Genomic DNA, 15,423 nt, shown 5'->3' on the forward strand with positions numbered 1-15,423 from the left:
GCGTCAGTTACCGGATCGGGTACTGATGCTCGCGGAAGCGGCGGGTGTCTCCGCTGCCGCGGTGGCGGGTTTGCCGATCCGGCTCATCTTGACCGCCGTGTAGACGGCGGCGGCGAGCGCGACGTCGGACAACAGCATCAACCCTATGGCGTACGAGCCCTCGATGCCGTACACCCAGCCCATGATCAGTGGTGGGACGAAGCCGCCCAGGCCGCCCGCGGCGCCGACCACGCCGGTGACCGTGCCGACCTTGTCGGCCGGTGCGACCCTGCCGACGAGGGCGAAGACGGCGCCGCTGGCGGCGCCGAGCAGGGCGGCCATGCCGAGGAAGGCGATGGTGGCGACCGGCATCAGGGGCGGCTGGAACGCCTGCACAACGGCGAACACGGCGGTGCCGGTGAAGCACCAGACGAGCACCGGAACCGGGTGGAGGCGGTCGGAGAGCCAACCGCCGGTCGGGCGGGCGGCCACGGCCAGGACGACGAAACCGGCGGTGCGCAGCGCGGCGTCGTTGGCGCTGAGCTCGTAGGCGGTGCGCAGGTAGGCGGGCAGGTAGACGCTGAAGGCGACGAACCCGCCGAAGCCGACCGCGTAGAGGAAGCACAGCTGCCAGGTGACCGTCAGGCGACTGACCGCGACGGTGCGGGCGAGCGCGGAGCCGGCCGGCGCGGCGCGGCGCGGCGGGTCACGCAACAGCGCGAACGCCAGCACGGTGTAGCCGGCGAGGACAGCCGCCACGAGCAGGAAGGGCGTGTTCTCGCCGTAGGTCTCGGCGAGCCGCACGGTGGTGAAGTTGGCGATGGCGGTACCGCCCATGCCGATGCCGAACACACCGAGCGCGAAGCCCTTGCGGGCGGGTGGGTACCACCCGGAGATCAGCGGTACGCCGATGGCGAAGGTCGTGCCACCCAGTCCCAGGAAGAACCCCGTGACGATCAACGCCGGGTAACTGTCGACGACCGTCAGAGTCAGTACCGGGACGATGGTGGCGAGGCTGAGCAGGGGGAACATGATGCGCGCGCCGTACCGGTCGGTGAGCGCGCCGACCGGGATCCGGCCCAGCGATCCGACGAGCACCGGAACCGCGACCAGCAGCGACTGGGCGGCGAAGCTGAGCCCGAGGCGCTCCTTGACGCCCGGACCGAGCGGGCCGAGCAGCGCCCACGCCCAGAAGTTGACGGTGAAGCCGATGGTGGCGACCACCAGGTTGCGCGTGGCGCCGGGACGTGGCGTGACGCCAGCCGGGTCGGTGCTCGGCGCATTGCCGGTTGTGGTCATCTCGTACCTCGTCGCGGGCTGGCCGGCGGCTGCGAAGCGCGTCAGCGGCGGGTTCGGTCGGGCTTGCGCTGCGCTCGGGGTGCCCGGGGTGGCCCTTCCCAACCGGGGCGCGACGGACGCAGGCCGGGTCGGGTGTCGCGGCTGCGGTAGGGCACGTAGGGGCGGGTGAGGTAACCGACCGGGGCGCTGAAGGCGTGCACGAGCCGGGTGAACGGCCAGAACGCGAACAGGGCGAAGGCGGTGACGATGTGGATCTGGAAACCGACCGGGACACCGGCCATGATCTCGGGATCCGGGCTGAGGTAGAACAGCGACCGGAACCAGGGCGAGATGGTCTCCCGGTAGTCGTAGCCGTCGCCCACCACGTTGGCCCGCAGCGTGCTCCACAGGCCGACCACGATGACGGTGGTGAGCACCGCGTACATCGCCTTGTCGTTCCTGGTGGTGGCGGCGAAGACCGGCCCGGTGAGACGGCGGCGGGCGATGAGGACCGCCATGCCGATCAGCGTACAGAAGCCGGCGACCGAGCCGATGAAGACGGCCATCAGGTGGTAGGTGTGTTCGGTGATGCCGACGGCCTCGGTCCACGACTTGGGGATGAGCAGCCCACCGACGTGCCCGATCAAGACCATCAGGATGCCGAAGTGGAACATCGGGCTGCCCCAGCGCAGCACGGTCGACTCGTAGAGCTGTGAGGAGCGGGTGGTCCAGCCGAATTTGTCGTAGCGGTAGCGCCAGATCAACCCACCCACCAGGATCGCGATGGTGAGGTACGGGTAGACCACCCACAGCAGAACGTTCACCGACGGCCTCCGGTGGTGTCGACGAGTCCGAACGGTTCGAGGCCCACCTGCTCCACGGGTGGTCCGGTGCGGGCCAGTCGGGCCGCGGCTCTCACCTCGGCCGGCCGGGCGGGGGGCAGCAGCGCCTGCACCGCCTCGACCGCGTGCCGGTAGACCGACTTCTCCCGGGCCAGCGACTCGGTGAGCAGGTCGAGGCCGACGCGGTTGTCGCGCAGCAGACGCCAGCCCTCGCCGTCGACGGCGGCCAGATCGAGCACCGCCGGCAGGTAGTCGGGCAGTTCGCCGCCGATCACCTCGACGCCCGCCGCCTTGTACGCGGCGGTGAAGCCGACAAGTGCCTCGCCGCGCTTACGGGTGTCGCCACAGCTGTAGTAGGTCAGGTGCAGCGCGCAGCGGCGGCGGAAGTCGAACAGCTCCACGTACTGGGCGGCGAGTCGGGTGGGGTGCCCGTCGCGGCGGTGCAGCGCCACCGGGCGCAGGTGCGAGGCCACGGGGTCGGGCAGTTCGTCGAGGGCGGCGAGCAGCGTCGGCAACGCGTCGAGCGTGTCGGTGTCGGGATAGCGCAGCAGCAGCGAGGCCGCCCGGGCCGCGGCGGCCCGCCAGAGTGGTGTGGTGGTCATCGTCCGCTCCCGTCGGTGTCGATCACGCCGGGCTCGTCGGTGTCCGCGCCACCGGCCGTGGCGTTGCGACGGGGCGGGAAGAGACCGGCGGGCCGGCCCTTGCCGTCCCAGTTGAGCAGGTTGACCCGGCGCGGCTCGTCGCCCGGATCGGTGAAGCTGTCGGAGGTCTGGCGCTCCCGCAGCATGTGGAAGGTCTCGACCTGGATCGGCGCCGGGGTGCCGGACGACTCCCCGAAGGGCCCCTGGCCGTACGGTCCACCGCCGCCCATGCCGGGGCCGCCCTCGTAGTCGAGGCTGCACTCCGTGCCGAGCTGTTCCAGGTGATGCGCGTCCTCGGCGTGAGCGGCCGGGATGACGTAGCGTTCGTCGTACTTGGCGATGGCCAGCAGCCGGTACATGTCGTCCATCTGCGCGCCGGTCATGCCGACGGCGGCGGCGATGGACTCGTCGCGCGGCTCCCCCAGGTTGATCCGGCGCTGGTAGGCGCGCATCGCGCCGAGCCGGTTGAGCACCGCCCGCACCGGGGCGGTGTCGCCTGCGGTGAACAGCCCGGCCAGGTACTCCAGCGGGATGCGCAGCGCGTCGACGGCGCCGAACAGGTTGCGCATGTCCTCACCGTCGTGGCCGGTGTCGCGCAGCACGTCGACGACCGGGGACAGCGGCGGGATGTACCAGACCATCGGCATGGTCCGGTACTCCGGGTGCAGCGGCAGGGCGACCTCGTGACGCATGATCAGGTCCCAGACCGGGGACCGTTGCGCCGCTTCGATCCAGTCGTCGGGGATGTCGGCCCGCCGGGCGGCGGCCACGACGGCGGGATCGTGCGGGTCGAGGAAGACCGAGCGCTGGGCGGCGTACAGGTCGTGCTCGTCCTTGACCGCCGCGGCAGCCGCCACGGCATCGGCGTCGTAGAGCATCAGGCCGATGTAGCGCAGCCGGCCGACGCAGGTCTCGGAGCAGATGGTGGGCTGACCGATCTCGATGCGCGGGAAGCAGAACGTGCACTTCTCCGCCTTGCCGGTGCGGTGGTTGAAGTACACCTTCTTGTACGGGCAGCCGGTGACACACATCCGCCAGCCCCGGCAGCGGTCCTGGTCGACCAGGACGATGCCGTCCTCACTGCGTTTGTAGATCGCCCCGGACGGGCAGGTCGCGGCACAGGACGGGTTGAGGCAGTGCTCGCAGATGCGCGGCAGGAAGAACAGGAACGCCTTCTCGTACTCCTCACGGACCCGGTCGGAGACCTGCCGCAGCACCGGGTCACCGGCGGCGATCTCGTTGCCGCCCGCGAGGGAATCGTCCCAGTTCGCACTCCACGTGATCTTCGTGTCCTCGCCGGTCAGCAGCGACTTCGGTCGGGCCACCGGGATGTCGTCGCCGGCCGGCGCGGTCAGCAGGTGCTCGTAGTCGTACGTCCAGGGCTCGTAGTAGTCCTGCATCGACGGCAGCTTCGGGTTGGCGAAGATGCTGAACAGCTTCTTCACCCGTCCGCCGGAGCGGGGCTTGAGCCGGCCGGAGCGGGTGCGTACCCAACCACCCTGCCACGTCTGCTGATCCTGGTAGGTGCGCGGATAGCCCTGACCGGGCCGGGACTCGACGTTGTTGAACCAGACGTACTCCACCCCGGAGCGGTTGGTCCACGCCTGCTTGCACGTCACCGAGCAGGTGTGACAGCCGATGCACTTGTCGAGGTTCATCACCATCGCCATCTGCGCCATCACGCGCATCAGTACTGCACCTCCTGGGAACGGCGGCGGATCACGGTGACCTCGTCGCGCTGGTTTCCGGTCGGGCCGAGATAGTTGAACGCGAACGACAACTGCGCGTACCCACCGATCAGATGGGTGGGCTTGACCAGCAGCCGGGTCAACGAGTTGTGGATGCCGCCGCGACGGCCGGTCCGCTCGGCCTTCGGCACGTCGATGACCCGCTCCTGGGCGTGGTACATGTACACCGTGCCCTCGGGCATCTTGTGCGTCACCACGGCCCGGCAGACAACCACCCCGTTGCGGTTGACCGCCTCGATCCAGTCGTTGTCGCGTACCCCGATCTTCGCCGCGTCGGCCTCGCTCATCCACATCGTCGGGCCGCCCCGGGAGAGCGTGAGCATGAGCAGGTTGTCCTGGTACTCGGAGTGGATCGACCATTTCGAGTGCGGGGTGAGATACCGCAGGGTGATCTCCAGTTCGCCGTGCGGGCCGAGCCGCGGCTCGCCGAACAACCGGTGCATGTCCAGTGGCGGCCGGAAGATCGGCAGCGTCTCTCCGGCCTCGTGCATCCAGTCGTGGTCGAGGAAGAAGTGCTGCCGGCCGGTGAGCGTGTGCCACGGCTTGCGCCGCTCCGTGTTGATGGTGAACGGCGAGTACCGCCGGCCGCCGTGCTCACTGCCGGACCACTCCGGGCTGGTGATCACCGGCACCGGCCGGGACTGGGTGTCGGCGAAGGTGATCTGCTTGCCCTCGTGCTCGGCGGCCAGATCGGCCAACCTGACGCCGGTGCGTTTCTCCACATCGTGGAAACCCGCCGTGGCCACCCGGCCGTTGGTGGTGCCGGACAGGGCGAGGATCGCCTCGCACGCGTGCACGTCCTTGGCGAGCGACGGACGGCCGTCGGCGACGCCGCCGCGCACCGTGCCGTTCTTGCGGCGCAAATACTCGATCTCGGGTGTCACGTCGGTGTGCACCCCCTTGCCGGTGGTGCCGAGCGTGTCCAGCAGCGGGCCGAGGGCGGCGAGCTTGTCGGCGACGGCGGCGTAGTCGCGTTCGACGACGACGAGCTTCGGCATGGTCCGGCCCGGCACCGGCACCTCACCGGTGCGGGCCCAGTCGCGCACCACCCCGTGGGGGGTGGCCATCGCGTCCGGAGTGTCGTGCAGCAGCGGCGCCGCGACAAGGTCCTTGCGTACTCCCAGGTGCGGGCCGGCCAGGGCGGAGAAGGCGCGGGCGATGCCGTGGAAGGCGTCGAAATCGGTGCGGGTCTGCCAGGGCGGGTTGATCGCCGGGGTGAACGCGTGCACGAACGGGTGCATGTCGGTGCTGTTGAGGTCGTGCTTCTCGTACCAGGTGGCGGCTGGCAGGACCACGTCGGAGAAAAGCGTCGTGGACGTCATCCGGAAGTCCAGGCTCAGCAGCAGGTCGAGTTTGCCCTCCGGGGCCTCGTCCGGCCAGACCACGTCCTTCGGCCGCAGCTCCGGTTCGGCCTCGGTGGCGCGCAGGTTGGAGTCGGTGCCGAGCAGGTGGCGAAGAAAGTACTCGTTGCCCTTGGCTGAGGAACCGAGCAGGTTCGCCCGCCACACCGTCAGCACCCGTGGCCAGTTCTGGGGCGCGTCCGGGTCGGTGCAGGCGAACCGCAACCGACCCTCGTGCAGGGACGTCGCGACGTACCCGGCCGGGTCGTCCGGTTGCGCGGCCAGCGCCTCGTCGGCCAGATCGAGCGGGCTGCGGTCGAACGTCGGCATCGACGGCATCCAGCCCAGCCGCGCCGACTGGGCCAGCAGGTCCATGGTGTGTTTGCCGTCGAACAGGCCGGTGCCGGTCGGTGCGGAGACCACGTCGGCGGAGTACGTGTCGTAACGCCACTGGTCGGTGTGGACGTACCAGAACGCGGTGCCGATCATCTGCCGTGGCGGGCGCACCCAGTCCAACCCGAACGCCAGGTTCGCCCAACCGGTCACCGGTCGGCACTTCTCCTGCCCCACGTAGTGCGCCCAACCGCCACCGTTGACCCCCTGGCAGCCGGTCAGCGTCACCAGCGCGAGGATCGCCCGGTAGGTGGTGTCCGAGTGGAACCAGTGGTTGGTGCCCGCGCCGAGCAGGATCATCGACCGGCCGCCGGACCGCTCGGCGTTGTCGGCGAACTCCCGCGCCACCCGGGCCACCTGCGCCGCCGGCACGCCGGTGATCGGCTCCTGCCACGCCGGGGTGTACGGCACCTCGGCGTCGTCGTAGCCGGCCGGCCACTGCCCCGGCAGGCCGTCACGGGCCACCCCGTACTGCGCCAACAGAAGATCGAAGACACTGGTGACGAGCTTGCCGGCGACGGTGCGGGTGGGTACGCCGCGACGCAGCACCTGCGGGGTGTCGGTGTCGAACCGCGGCAACCCGACCTCCACCGCGTCGCCCGCCCCCAGACAGGTCAGCGCCGGTTGCAGGTCGCCCAGGTCGAGGTTCCACTGACCGGCCTGCTCCTGCCAGCGGTGGCCCAGCGAACCGCGCGGCACCGCAACCTCGTCGCCTACCGAATCCCACAGCACCGGCTTGAACGCGTCCTCCGTGCCCTGCCCGCCGAGATCGGCCGCGGTGAGGAACTTCCCCGGCCGGTACGACCCGTCGGCGGCCTGCTCGAGAGTGATGAGGAACGGCAGGTCGGTGAAGGTGCGGACGTAGTCGACGAAACGGGGGGTGCGCCGGTCGACAAAGAACTCCTTGAGCATCACGTGGCCCATCGCCATGGCGAGAGCGCCGTCGGTGCCCGGCTGGGCGGGCATCCACTCGTCGGCGAACTTGACGTTGTCGGCGAAGTCCGGGCTGACCACGATCACCTTCTGGCCGCGGTAGCGGGCCTCGGCCATCCAGTGGGCGTCCGGCGTGCGGGTGACCGGGACGTTGGATCCCCACATGACGAGGTAGGAGGCGTCCCACCAGTCGCCGGACTCGGGTACGTCGGTCTGGTCGCCGAACACCTGCGGGGAGGCCACCGGCAGGTCGGCGTACCAGTCGTAGAACGAGAGCATGGAACCGCCGAGCAGCGACAGGAACCGCGCGCCGATCGCGTGCGACACCATCGACATCGCCGGGATCGGGGAGAATCCGGCGACCCGGTCCGGCCCGTACCGCTTGATCGTGTGCACGTGCGCGGCGGCGATCATCTCCTGGGCCTCGTCCCAGGTCACCCGAACCAGGCCACCCTTGCCGCGGGCCCGCTGGTATCGGCGACGCCGCTCGGGGTCACTCTGGATGTCGGCCCACGCCGCGACCGGGTCACCGAGGCGCTGCTTGGCCTCGCGGTACATCTCCACCAGGACACCGCGGGCGTACGGGTAGCGCACCCGGGTGGGCGAGTAGGTGTACCAGGAGAACGCGGCGCCGCGCGGGCAGCCGCGCGGCTCGTACTCCGGCCGGTCCGGCCCGACGCTGGGGTAATCGACCTGCTGTTGCTCCCAGGTGATGATGCCGTCCTTGACGTACACCTTCCAGGAACACGAGCCGGTGCAGTTGACGCCGTGGGTGGAGCGCACCACCTTGTCGTACGACCACCGGTCGCGGTAGAACGCGTCCGCCTCACGACCGCCGATCTGGTACAGCGCACGGCCGTCCGGTGACACCTCCGCCCGCCGTACCAGTCCTCCGACCGCCATCAGTGCTCGGCTCGCCTGCTCCCCGGTGCTCGCCATGCGCCTCATTCCCTCGGTTGTGACCTTGCTGACCACGTTCATGCCTTCGACGGGCTGCCGCAACCCCAGACGCGATCACGTGACATCAACCGTGCTGTCGGCGTTGCCCGCCCGGTCGAAGTCCCCGACATGGCTGGACCGTGCGCCGGGCGGGCCGCACCGCCGCCCGGTACATGGTCCACCGGAGACCGCGCTATCCGCTGGTGAGGCGATCCCAGGCTGGGATCGGCAGGGCGATGACCGCGGCCGGAAACAATCCGTGCTCCTCGTTGTCGATGTGTCGACGTAGCCGGTCCAGCGCGGCCAGCACTCCCGACCAGTCCGGCGACGTGCGGTCGATGGCGCCGAGGACACCGTGGATGTCGTCGTGTTCGTCGCACAGCCGATCCACGGCTTCGGTGAGACTGCCCTCGGCCCGCAGTTCGACGAAGAGATCACGTTCCTCAGTGTCGGTGTGCGGCGTCAGCAGCGCGAGCAGGTCGTCGAGGCGGGTGACGGCGTCATCGGCACCGGAGGTGATCGCCGTACGCAGCCGCTCTGCGGCATTGGCGATCGCCTCGTGTTCGGTGGTCAGTCGACCGATCAACGGAAACTCCCGGCAGCCGCAGTAGTCGCACATGGTCGACCTCCTGACGCCCATCTGGTGACACGCCCAGCCTGGTCCGGTGAATCGTGGGCGAGTAGGGCCGTTGGACCTGTGCCCATGGTGCTCGGGCGGCCGAGCGTGACACGGACCCTGCCCCAGGATTTTCGACGTCGATCGACGTTGTAACGTCATGTGACATGGAAACTCAGCGGAGGGGTCCTCGCGGGGAGACGATCGACGCTCCCCGTCACCGCGCTCTGGGCTCTGCCAGCCGGGTCACGATTCTGCATCTGGTGCGCGATGCCGAGGGCGGCGTCACCGCCGCCGAGGTGGCCGCCCGTACCGGACAGCACCTCTCCACCACCCGCGCCCACCTGGATCGACTCACCGAGGCCGGGCTCCTGGTCAAGGCCCGCGCCAGCGGTGGGCTGCCGGGCCGCCCGGCCTGGCGGTACCGGGCGGCGGCGGCCGACCCGGTCCCGGGCACCTACCGGGATCTGGCGGCCGCCCTCCTGGGGCACCTGTCCCGCGGTGACGGTGATATCAGGGCCACCGCCGCGCGGGTGGGCCAGGACTGGGGCCGGCAGTTGGCCGCCGCGACACCCCGCGACGAAGACCCGGTGAACACCGTCCTGGCGGTGCTGGACGGACTGGGTTTCAGCCCGCGACGCCAGCCGACCGCTGACGTCGGCACCGAGACGGAGTTGCACCTGCTGACCTGCCCCTTCCTGGACCTGGTCGGCCAGAATCCGGACGCGATGTGCGGGCTGCATCTCGGTGTGGTGCGGGGCGCCCTCCAGCGTGACGGCGCGGCGGAGGGATCGGTGACGTTGGAGCCCTTCGGCGCACCCGCCGCCTGCGTCGTACGGATGACGGCGGCAGCCCCGGCGGCGGGGAGACCGCGATGACACGCCCGACCGCGCCGCCCGTCCGGCGGCGGCCCCCCGCCACCGGGTCACGGCCCCGCAAACGTCGACAGTTCATCCCGCCCCAGCACGGCGCCTGGGCGATGCTGCTCGTACCATGGCTCGCCGCGGTCCTCACCCTCGGGCTGCGCTGGCCGCACCTGCCCCTTCTCGGTGCCTGGCTCACCGGCTACCTGCTCAGCTACTACCTGTTGCAGGCCGTCAAGACCGGCCGTTTCGGCCGCTTCCGCGTCCAACTGTGGACCTACGGCGTCCCCACCGCGCTGCTCGGCGGACTCGTCCTCCTGCTGCGCCCGGACCTGCTCTGGTACGCCCCGGCGTACGCCGTCCTGCTGGGCGTCAACGTCGCTTACGCGCGGCGACGCGCCGAACGCGCCCTCGGCAACGACCTGGCCTCGGTCGCCCAGAGCTGCCTCATGGTGTTCGTCTGCGCCACCGCCGCGGGCCAGCCTCCGGAGACGGTGGTCACCGCCTTCCTCGCCGTCACCGCCTACTTCATCGGCACCGTCCTCTACGTCAAGACGATGATCCGCGAACGCGGCAGCACCAGCTACTACCGCGCCTCGGTCGGCTACCACGTCGCCTCGGTCGCCCTGGCCGCCTGGCTCGGTCCTCCCCTGCTCGGGGTCTTCCTGCTCCTCCTCGTCCGGGCCGTCGTCCTACCCCGTCACCGGCTCACGCCGAAGCATGTCGGCCTCATCGAAATCCTCGCCAGCGCCCTGGTGCTCGTCGCCAGCACCAGCTGAGCCTCGGCGGCGCGGGCATCGGGGCCCCTCGGGCGGCTGCGCGGCGGCGTACGGATGGGTGTCACGATCCGCTCCACGGTGGGTGACTTCGCTTCTTCAAATCGATAAACTTCGCTCTATCCCGCCACGGATGCCGGTGGCCCGTCCAGCCGGGCCTGCGGCCCTGACCGTACCGCCCGGTCACCACCGCACCGTGCCAGCCTGAAAGGAAGCAGATGACTCGTGCGTTCCTGAGGGCGGCGACCGCGCTCGCCGCCGCGCTGATCGCCACCACCGTCATGGCCGGCAGCGCAACCGCCAGCCCCAGCCCCATCCCCCAGCGCTTCTCGGTTCCCTCCGGAGACAGCTGCGCCTACGGCTACACCGAGGGCGTCCTGGAGTGGCGCTCCTTCGCTCCAGCGGCCGCGGTGCGGCTGACCGGAGTCGTCGTCGACCGGCCGATCGCCAACGAGCCGATCGCCTGCCGCGACGACCGGCGCTACACGATCGCCACCTATGTCGCGTACGCGGGCGAAACCGTGATTGACCGGGCGGCCCAGCGGGCGGACAACTCAGCCGTACGGCTCGACCTGCTGCTCGGCTCCAACACCTCGGCGGCCGGCATCGACCGGGTGGTGATCCAGGTCTGCCGGGCCTCGTTCGACCGGCCCAGCGTCGCGCCGGACTACTGCGGTCGCGAGTACACCTTCCGTCCCACGTTGATCGGTCCCGCCAGCGCGTGACGGTGATAGCCGGGTGTGGTCGCATGCCGCCACCACACCCGGTGCCCGCCGTCGCACCTCGGCCGGGCCGCCGACGTCCGGCCACCCGGTACGCCTGCGGAGTGGGTCAACCGGCCGCCGTCAGCACCTCCGAAACGAGCTCCTGGGCTTCCCGCTGGATGCGGGTGAGGTGCTCCGGCCCCTGGAACGACTCCGCGTAGATCTTGTAGACGTCCTCGGTGCCGGACGGGCGGGCGGCGAACCAACCCGACTCGGTGGTGACCTTCAGACCGCCGATCGCCGCGCCGTTGCCGGGGGCGGTGGTCAACGTGGCGGTGATGGGTTCACCGGCCAGCTCGGTGGCGCGTACCTGTTCCGGGGAGAGCTTGCCGAGCACCGCCTTCTGTTCCCGGGTGGCCGGTGCGTCGATGCGGGCGTACGCGGGTGCGCCGAAGCGGGCGGCCAACTCGCCCCAGTGCTCGCTCGGGGTACGCCCCGTGCTGCCGATGATCTCGGCAGCGAGCAGGCAGAGCAGGATGCCGTCCTTGTCCGTGGTCCAGGTGCCGCCGTCACGGCGCAGGAAGGACGCGCCGGCGCTCTCCTCGCCGCCGAAGCCGACCGCACCGTCGAGCAGGCCGGGCACGAACCACTTGAAGCCGACCGGGACCTCCAGCAGTGGCCGACCGAGATCGGCGGCGACCCGGTCGATCATCGAGGAGGAGACCAACGTCTTGCCGACCGCCGCGTCCGGTCCCCACCGCTCACGGGTGCGGAACAGGTGGGCGATCGCCACCGCCAGGTAGTGGTTGGGGTTCATCAGCCCGGCGTCCGGGGTGACGATGCCGTGCCGGTCGGCGTCGGCGTCGTTGCCGGTGGCCACGTGGTAGTCGCCCCGCATGGCGATCAGCGAGGCCATCGCGTTCGGCGACGAACAGTCCATCCGGATCTTGCCGTCGCCGTCGAGGGTCATGAACCGCCAGGTCGGGTCGACGGTCGGGTTGACCACGGTCAGGTCGAGCCGGTGCCGGTCGGCGATCTCACCCCAGTAGTCGACGCTGGCGCCGCCGAGCGGATCCGCGCCGATGCGGACCCCGGCGGCGCGGATCGCGTCGAGGTCGAGCACCGCGGGCAGGTCGTCGACGTACGCGCCGAGGAAGTCGTAGGTGCCGGTGGTGTCGGCGGCGCGGGCTCGGGCGTACGGGACGCGACGCACCTCCTTGAGCCCGGCGGCGAGGATCGCGTTCGCGCGGTCCTGGATCCAGGTCGTGGCGTCGGAGTCGGCCGGCCCGCCGTGGGTGGGGTTGTACTTGAACCCGCCGTCGTCCGGCGGGTTGTGCGACGGGGTGATCACGATGCCGTCGGCGAGACCGGCGGTGCGACCCCGGTTGTGGCCGAGGATGGCGTGCGAGACCGCCGGGGTGGGGGTGTAGCCGTCGCGGCTGTCCAACAGCACGGTGACGTCGTTGCCGGCGAGCACCTCCAGGGCGTCGACGGCAGCGGGGGTGGACAGCGCGTGGGTGTCCCGCCCGAGGAACAGCGGCCCGTCGATGCCCTGCTCCCGACGGTAGTCGCAGAGCGCCTGGGTGACCGCGACGATGTGATCGGAGTTGAAGGCGTTACGCAGGCTCGACCCGCGGTGCCCGGACGTGCCGAAGGAGACCTGCTGCGCCGGGTCGGCCGGGTCGGGATGCTCGCTGTAGTAGGCGGTCACCAACCGTGGTACGTCGACCAGGTCGGCGGACTCGGCCGGGTAGCCGGCCCGGGGATGACTGCTCAAGGCTGTATCGGCCTTTCGTTCGCGACTGCGGGGCTCCGCTGCGCTGCACTCCTCGCGCTTACGGTTCCACCTTCTGTCCTTTGCCGATGACCACGATGCCATTGTCGGAGACCGTGTAGCGCTGCCGGTCCCGCTCCAGGTCCACGCCGATCTCGGCGCCCTCGGGCACCTGCACGTTCTTGTCGAGGATGGCGCGGCGGACCACCGCGTGTCGGCCGATGTCGACCCCCTCCATCAGCACCGAACCGTCCACGTGGGCCCAGGAGTGCACCTTCACCTTCGGCGAGACGATCGAGTTCTCCACCAGCGAGCCGGAGATCACCGCACCGGGCGAGACCATCGAGGCGACCGCCCGACCGACCCGCTCACCCCACTGGTGCACGAACTTGGCCGGCGGGAACGGCGGCTGCTCGGTGTAGATCGGCCAGTCGAAGTTGTAGAGGTTGAACACCGGGTGGACGTTGATCAGATCCATGTGCGCGTCGTAGAACGAGTCAAGGGTTCCCACGTCCCGCCAGTAGCCCCGGTCCCGGTCGGTGCTGCCCGGCACCTCGTTGTCACGGAAGTCGTAGACGTTGGCCTCGCCGCGCTCGACCAGCATCGGGATGATGCTGCCGCCCATGTCGTGCTTGCTGGTCTTGTCGTCGGCGTCGCGTTCGACCGCCTCGATCAGCGCCCGGGTGGTGAAGACGTAGTTGCCCATCGAGGCGTAGATCTGGTCGGGCGCGTCGGGTAGGCCGACGGCGTCGGTGGGCTTCTCCCGGAACGCCTGGATCCGCCGCCCGTCCGCGCCGACCTCGATGACGCCGAACTGGTCGGCCGTCGACAGCGGCTGCCGGATGCCGGCGACGGTGACCGCGGCGCCCGAGGCGATGTGGTCCTCCACCATCTGCCGGGGATCCATCCGGTAGATGTGGTCGGCACCGAAGACGATCACGTAGTCGGGCTGCTCGTCGTAGATCAGGTTGAAGCTCTGGTAGATCGCGTCGGCCGACCCGGCGAACCACCAGGGGCCACGGCGCTGCTGCGCGGGCACCGGCGTGACGTAGTTGCCGAGCAGCGTCGACATCCGCCACGTCTTGGTGATGTGCCGGTCGAGAGAGTGGGACTTGTACTGGGTCAGCACGACGATCTTCAGATAGCCGGCGTTGGCCAGGTTGGAGAGGACGAAATCGACCATGCGGTACATCCCGCCGAACGGCACGGCGGGCTTGGCCCGGTCCGTGGTCAGCGGCATCAGGCGCTTGCCCTCTCCGCCGGCCAGAACGATCGCGAGCACCTTGGCAGCCATGACCAGACGCTATCCATACCGGTGCCGGTTCACCACTCGTACGGCACAGTTCCGCTGCCCGGTGCGGCGTCGGAATCTGCACTAGGGTGCCGGGCATGACGGACTCCGCACGGCTGCGCGTGGACCTGCTGACCCGGGAGTACCCGCCGGAGGTCTACGGCGGTGCCGGGGTGCACGTCGAGTACCTGGCCCGCGAGCTGCGCCGACTCGCCGACGTGCGGGTGCACTGCTTCGGCGCGCCCCGCACCGAGCCGGGCGTGCGGGCGTACGCCGAGCCGGTGAGCCTGGACGGCGCGAACCCGGCGCTACGGACCATGGGGGTGGACCTGGAGATGGCCGCCGGGTGCGCCGGCACGGACGTGGTGCACAGCCACACCTGGTACGCGAACCTGGCCGGGCACACCGCGAAGCTGCTGTACGGGGTGCCGCACGTGGCCACCGCGCACAGCCTGGAACCCCTGCGACCGTGGAAGGTCGAGCAGCTCGGCGGCGGCTACGCGCTCTCCTCGTGGTGTGAGCGCACCGCGTACGAGGCGGCCGACGCGATCGTGGCGGTCAGCGCGGGCATGCGCCGGGACGTGCTGGCCGCATACCCGTCGGTCGACCCGGACCGGGTCCACGTGATCTACAACGGCATCGACACCGCCCAGTACGCCCCGGACCCGGGCACCGACGTGCTGACGCGCCTCGGCATCGACCCGGCCCGGCCCAGCGTGGCCTACGTCGGGCGGATCACCCGGCAGAAGGGGCTGCCGCACCTGCTGCGCGCCGCCCGCGAGTTGCCCCCGGACACCCAGTTGGTGCTGCTGGCCGGGGCACCGGACACGCGTGAGATCTCCGCCGAGGTGGAGCGCCTGGTCGCCGAACTGCGGGCCAGCCGCTCCGGGGTGGTATGGGTGGCCGAGATGCTGCCCAAGTCCGAGGTGATCCAGGTGCTCACCCACGCCACGATCTTCGTCTGCCCGTCGGTGTACGAGCCGATGGGCATCGTCAACCTGGAGGCGATGGCCTGCGAGACGGCGGTGGTGGCCACCGCCACCGGCGGCATCCCCGAGGTGGTCACCGACGGCGACACCGGCCTGCTGGTGCCCATCGAGCAGACCGCCGACGGCACGCCGGTCGACCCGGCCCGCTTCGAGGCCGACCTGGCGGGGCGCCTCAATGAGCTGCTGGCCGCCCCGGAACGCGCGGCGATGCTGGGCCGGGCCGGGCGGCGGCGCGCGGTCGAACACTTCTCCTGGGACGCCGTCGCCGCCCGCACCCTGCAGCTCTACCGCGCGCTGCGCGGGTAAGGAAGGGCACC

12 protein-coding genes are annotated in these 15,423 nt (G+C 70.5%); 4 read left to right on the forward strand and 8 right to left on the reverse strand.

The window, feature by feature from the left end; all coding sequences use genetic code 11:
• Positions 1 to 3: 3 nt before the first annotated feature.
• The 6 genes from ACLQ2S_RS21155 to ACLQ2S_RS21180 form a co-directional block, all read right to left on the reverse strand.
• Positions 4 to 1,278 carry an MFS transporter gene (locus ACLQ2S_RS21155; protein ID WP_155221579.1) on the reverse strand — a complete coding sequence of 425 codons (1,275 nt, stop codon included), beginning with the start codon at positions 1,276 to 1,278 and terminating at the stop codon, positions 4 to 6.
• A gap of 41 nt (positions 1,279 to 1,319) precedes the next feature.
• Positions 1,320 to 2,081, reverse strand: a complete 762-nt coding sequence (gene narI / locus ACLQ2S_RS21160; RefSeq protein WP_309223784.1) for a respiratory nitrate reductase subunit gamma — start codon at positions 2,079 to 2,081, stop codon at positions 1,320 to 1,322.
• Positions 2,078 to 2,701, reverse strand: coding sequence for a nitrate reductase molybdenum cofactor assembly chaperone (narJ, locus tag ACLQ2S_RS21165; protein WP_155221580.1), 624 nt, complete (start codon positions 2,699 to 2,701; stop codon positions 2,078 to 2,080). The genes narI and narJ overlap by 4 nt, the downstream gene beginning before the upstream one ends.
• Complete coding sequence (narH, locus tag ACLQ2S_RS21170; RefSeq protein ID WP_155221581.1) at positions 2,698 to 4,428, reverse strand: nitrate reductase subunit beta; 1,731 nt, start codon at positions 4,426 to 4,428, stop codon at positions 2,698 to 2,700. Before narH ends, narJ begins: the two co-directional genes overlap by 4 nt.
• The gene (locus ACLQ2S_RS21175) at positions 4,428 to 8,093 is read right to left on the reverse strand and encodes a nitrate reductase subunit alpha (protein WP_155221582.1); all 3,666 of its coding nucleotides are present in this window, start codon (positions 8,091 to 8,093) and stop codon (positions 4,428 to 4,430) included. Before ACLQ2S_RS21175 ends, narH begins: the two co-directional genes overlap by 1 nt.
• A 193-nt stretch (positions 8,094 to 8,286) precedes the next feature.
• Positions 8,287 to 8,712, reverse strand: coding sequence for a hemerythrin domain-containing protein (locus ACLQ2S_RS21180; RefSeq protein ID WP_155221583.1), 426 nt, complete (start codon positions 8,710 to 8,712; stop codon positions 8,287 to 8,289).
• 164 nt (positions 8,713 to 8,876) lie between these two features.
• Here ACLQ2S_RS21180 and ACLQ2S_RS21185 point away from each other — a divergent pair, with 164 nt between their 5' ends.
• From ACLQ2S_RS21185 to ACLQ2S_RS21195, 3 genes are all read left to right on the forward strand, one after another.
• Positions 8,877 to 9,587 carry a helix-turn-helix transcriptional regulator gene (locus ACLQ2S_RS21185; RefSeq protein ID WP_155221584.1) on the forward strand — a complete coding sequence of 237 codons (711 nt, stop codon included), beginning with the start codon at positions 8,877 to 8,879 and terminating at the stop codon, positions 9,585 to 9,587.
• Positions 9,584 to 10,351: a YwiC-like family protein gene (locus ACLQ2S_RS21190; RefSeq protein WP_155221585.1), complete on the forward strand. Its 768-nt coding sequence runs from the start codon at positions 9,584 to 9,586 to the stop codon at positions 10,349 to 10,351. Before ACLQ2S_RS21185 ends, ACLQ2S_RS21190 begins: the two co-directional genes overlap by 4 nt.
• 215 nt (positions 10,352 to 10,566) lie before the next feature.
• Entirely contained in the window at positions 10,567 to 11,073 is a 507-nt protein-coding gene (locus tag ACLQ2S_RS21195; RefSeq protein WP_425702426.1) for a hypothetical protein, read from the forward strand.
• Positions 11,074 to 11,179: 106 nt separating this feature from the next.
• Here the strand turns inward: ACLQ2S_RS21195 and pgm are convergent, their stop codons facing one another.
• Complete coding sequence (gene pgm / locus ACLQ2S_RS21200; protein ID WP_425702428.1) at positions 11,180 to 12,829, reverse strand: phosphoglucomutase (alpha-D-glucose-1,6-bisphosphate-dependent); 1,650 nt, start codon at positions 12,827 to 12,829, stop codon at positions 11,180 to 11,182.
• Positions 12,830 to 12,887: 58 nt separating this feature from the next.
• Positions 12,888 to 14,120: a glucose-1-phosphate adenylyltransferase gene (glgC, locus tag ACLQ2S_RS21205; protein ID WP_155221588.1), complete on the reverse strand. Its 1,233-nt coding sequence runs from the start codon at positions 14,118 to 14,120 to the stop codon at positions 12,888 to 12,890.
• A gap of 95 nt (positions 14,121 to 14,215) precedes the next feature.
• Here glgC and glgA point away from each other — a divergent pair, with 95 nt between their 5' ends.
• The gene (gene glgA, locus ACLQ2S_RS21210) at positions 14,216 to 15,412 is read left to right on the forward strand and encodes a glycogen synthase (RefSeq protein ID WP_425702430.1); all 1,197 of its coding nucleotides are present in this window, start codon (positions 14,216 to 14,218) and stop codon (positions 15,410 to 15,412) included.
• Positions 15,413 to 15,423 lie beyond the last annotated feature (11 nt).

The organism is Micromonospora sp. DT48 (genome assembly GCF_049844495.1).
GTDB lineage: Bacteria > Actinomycetota > Actinomycetes > Mycobacteriales > Micromonosporaceae > Micromonospora.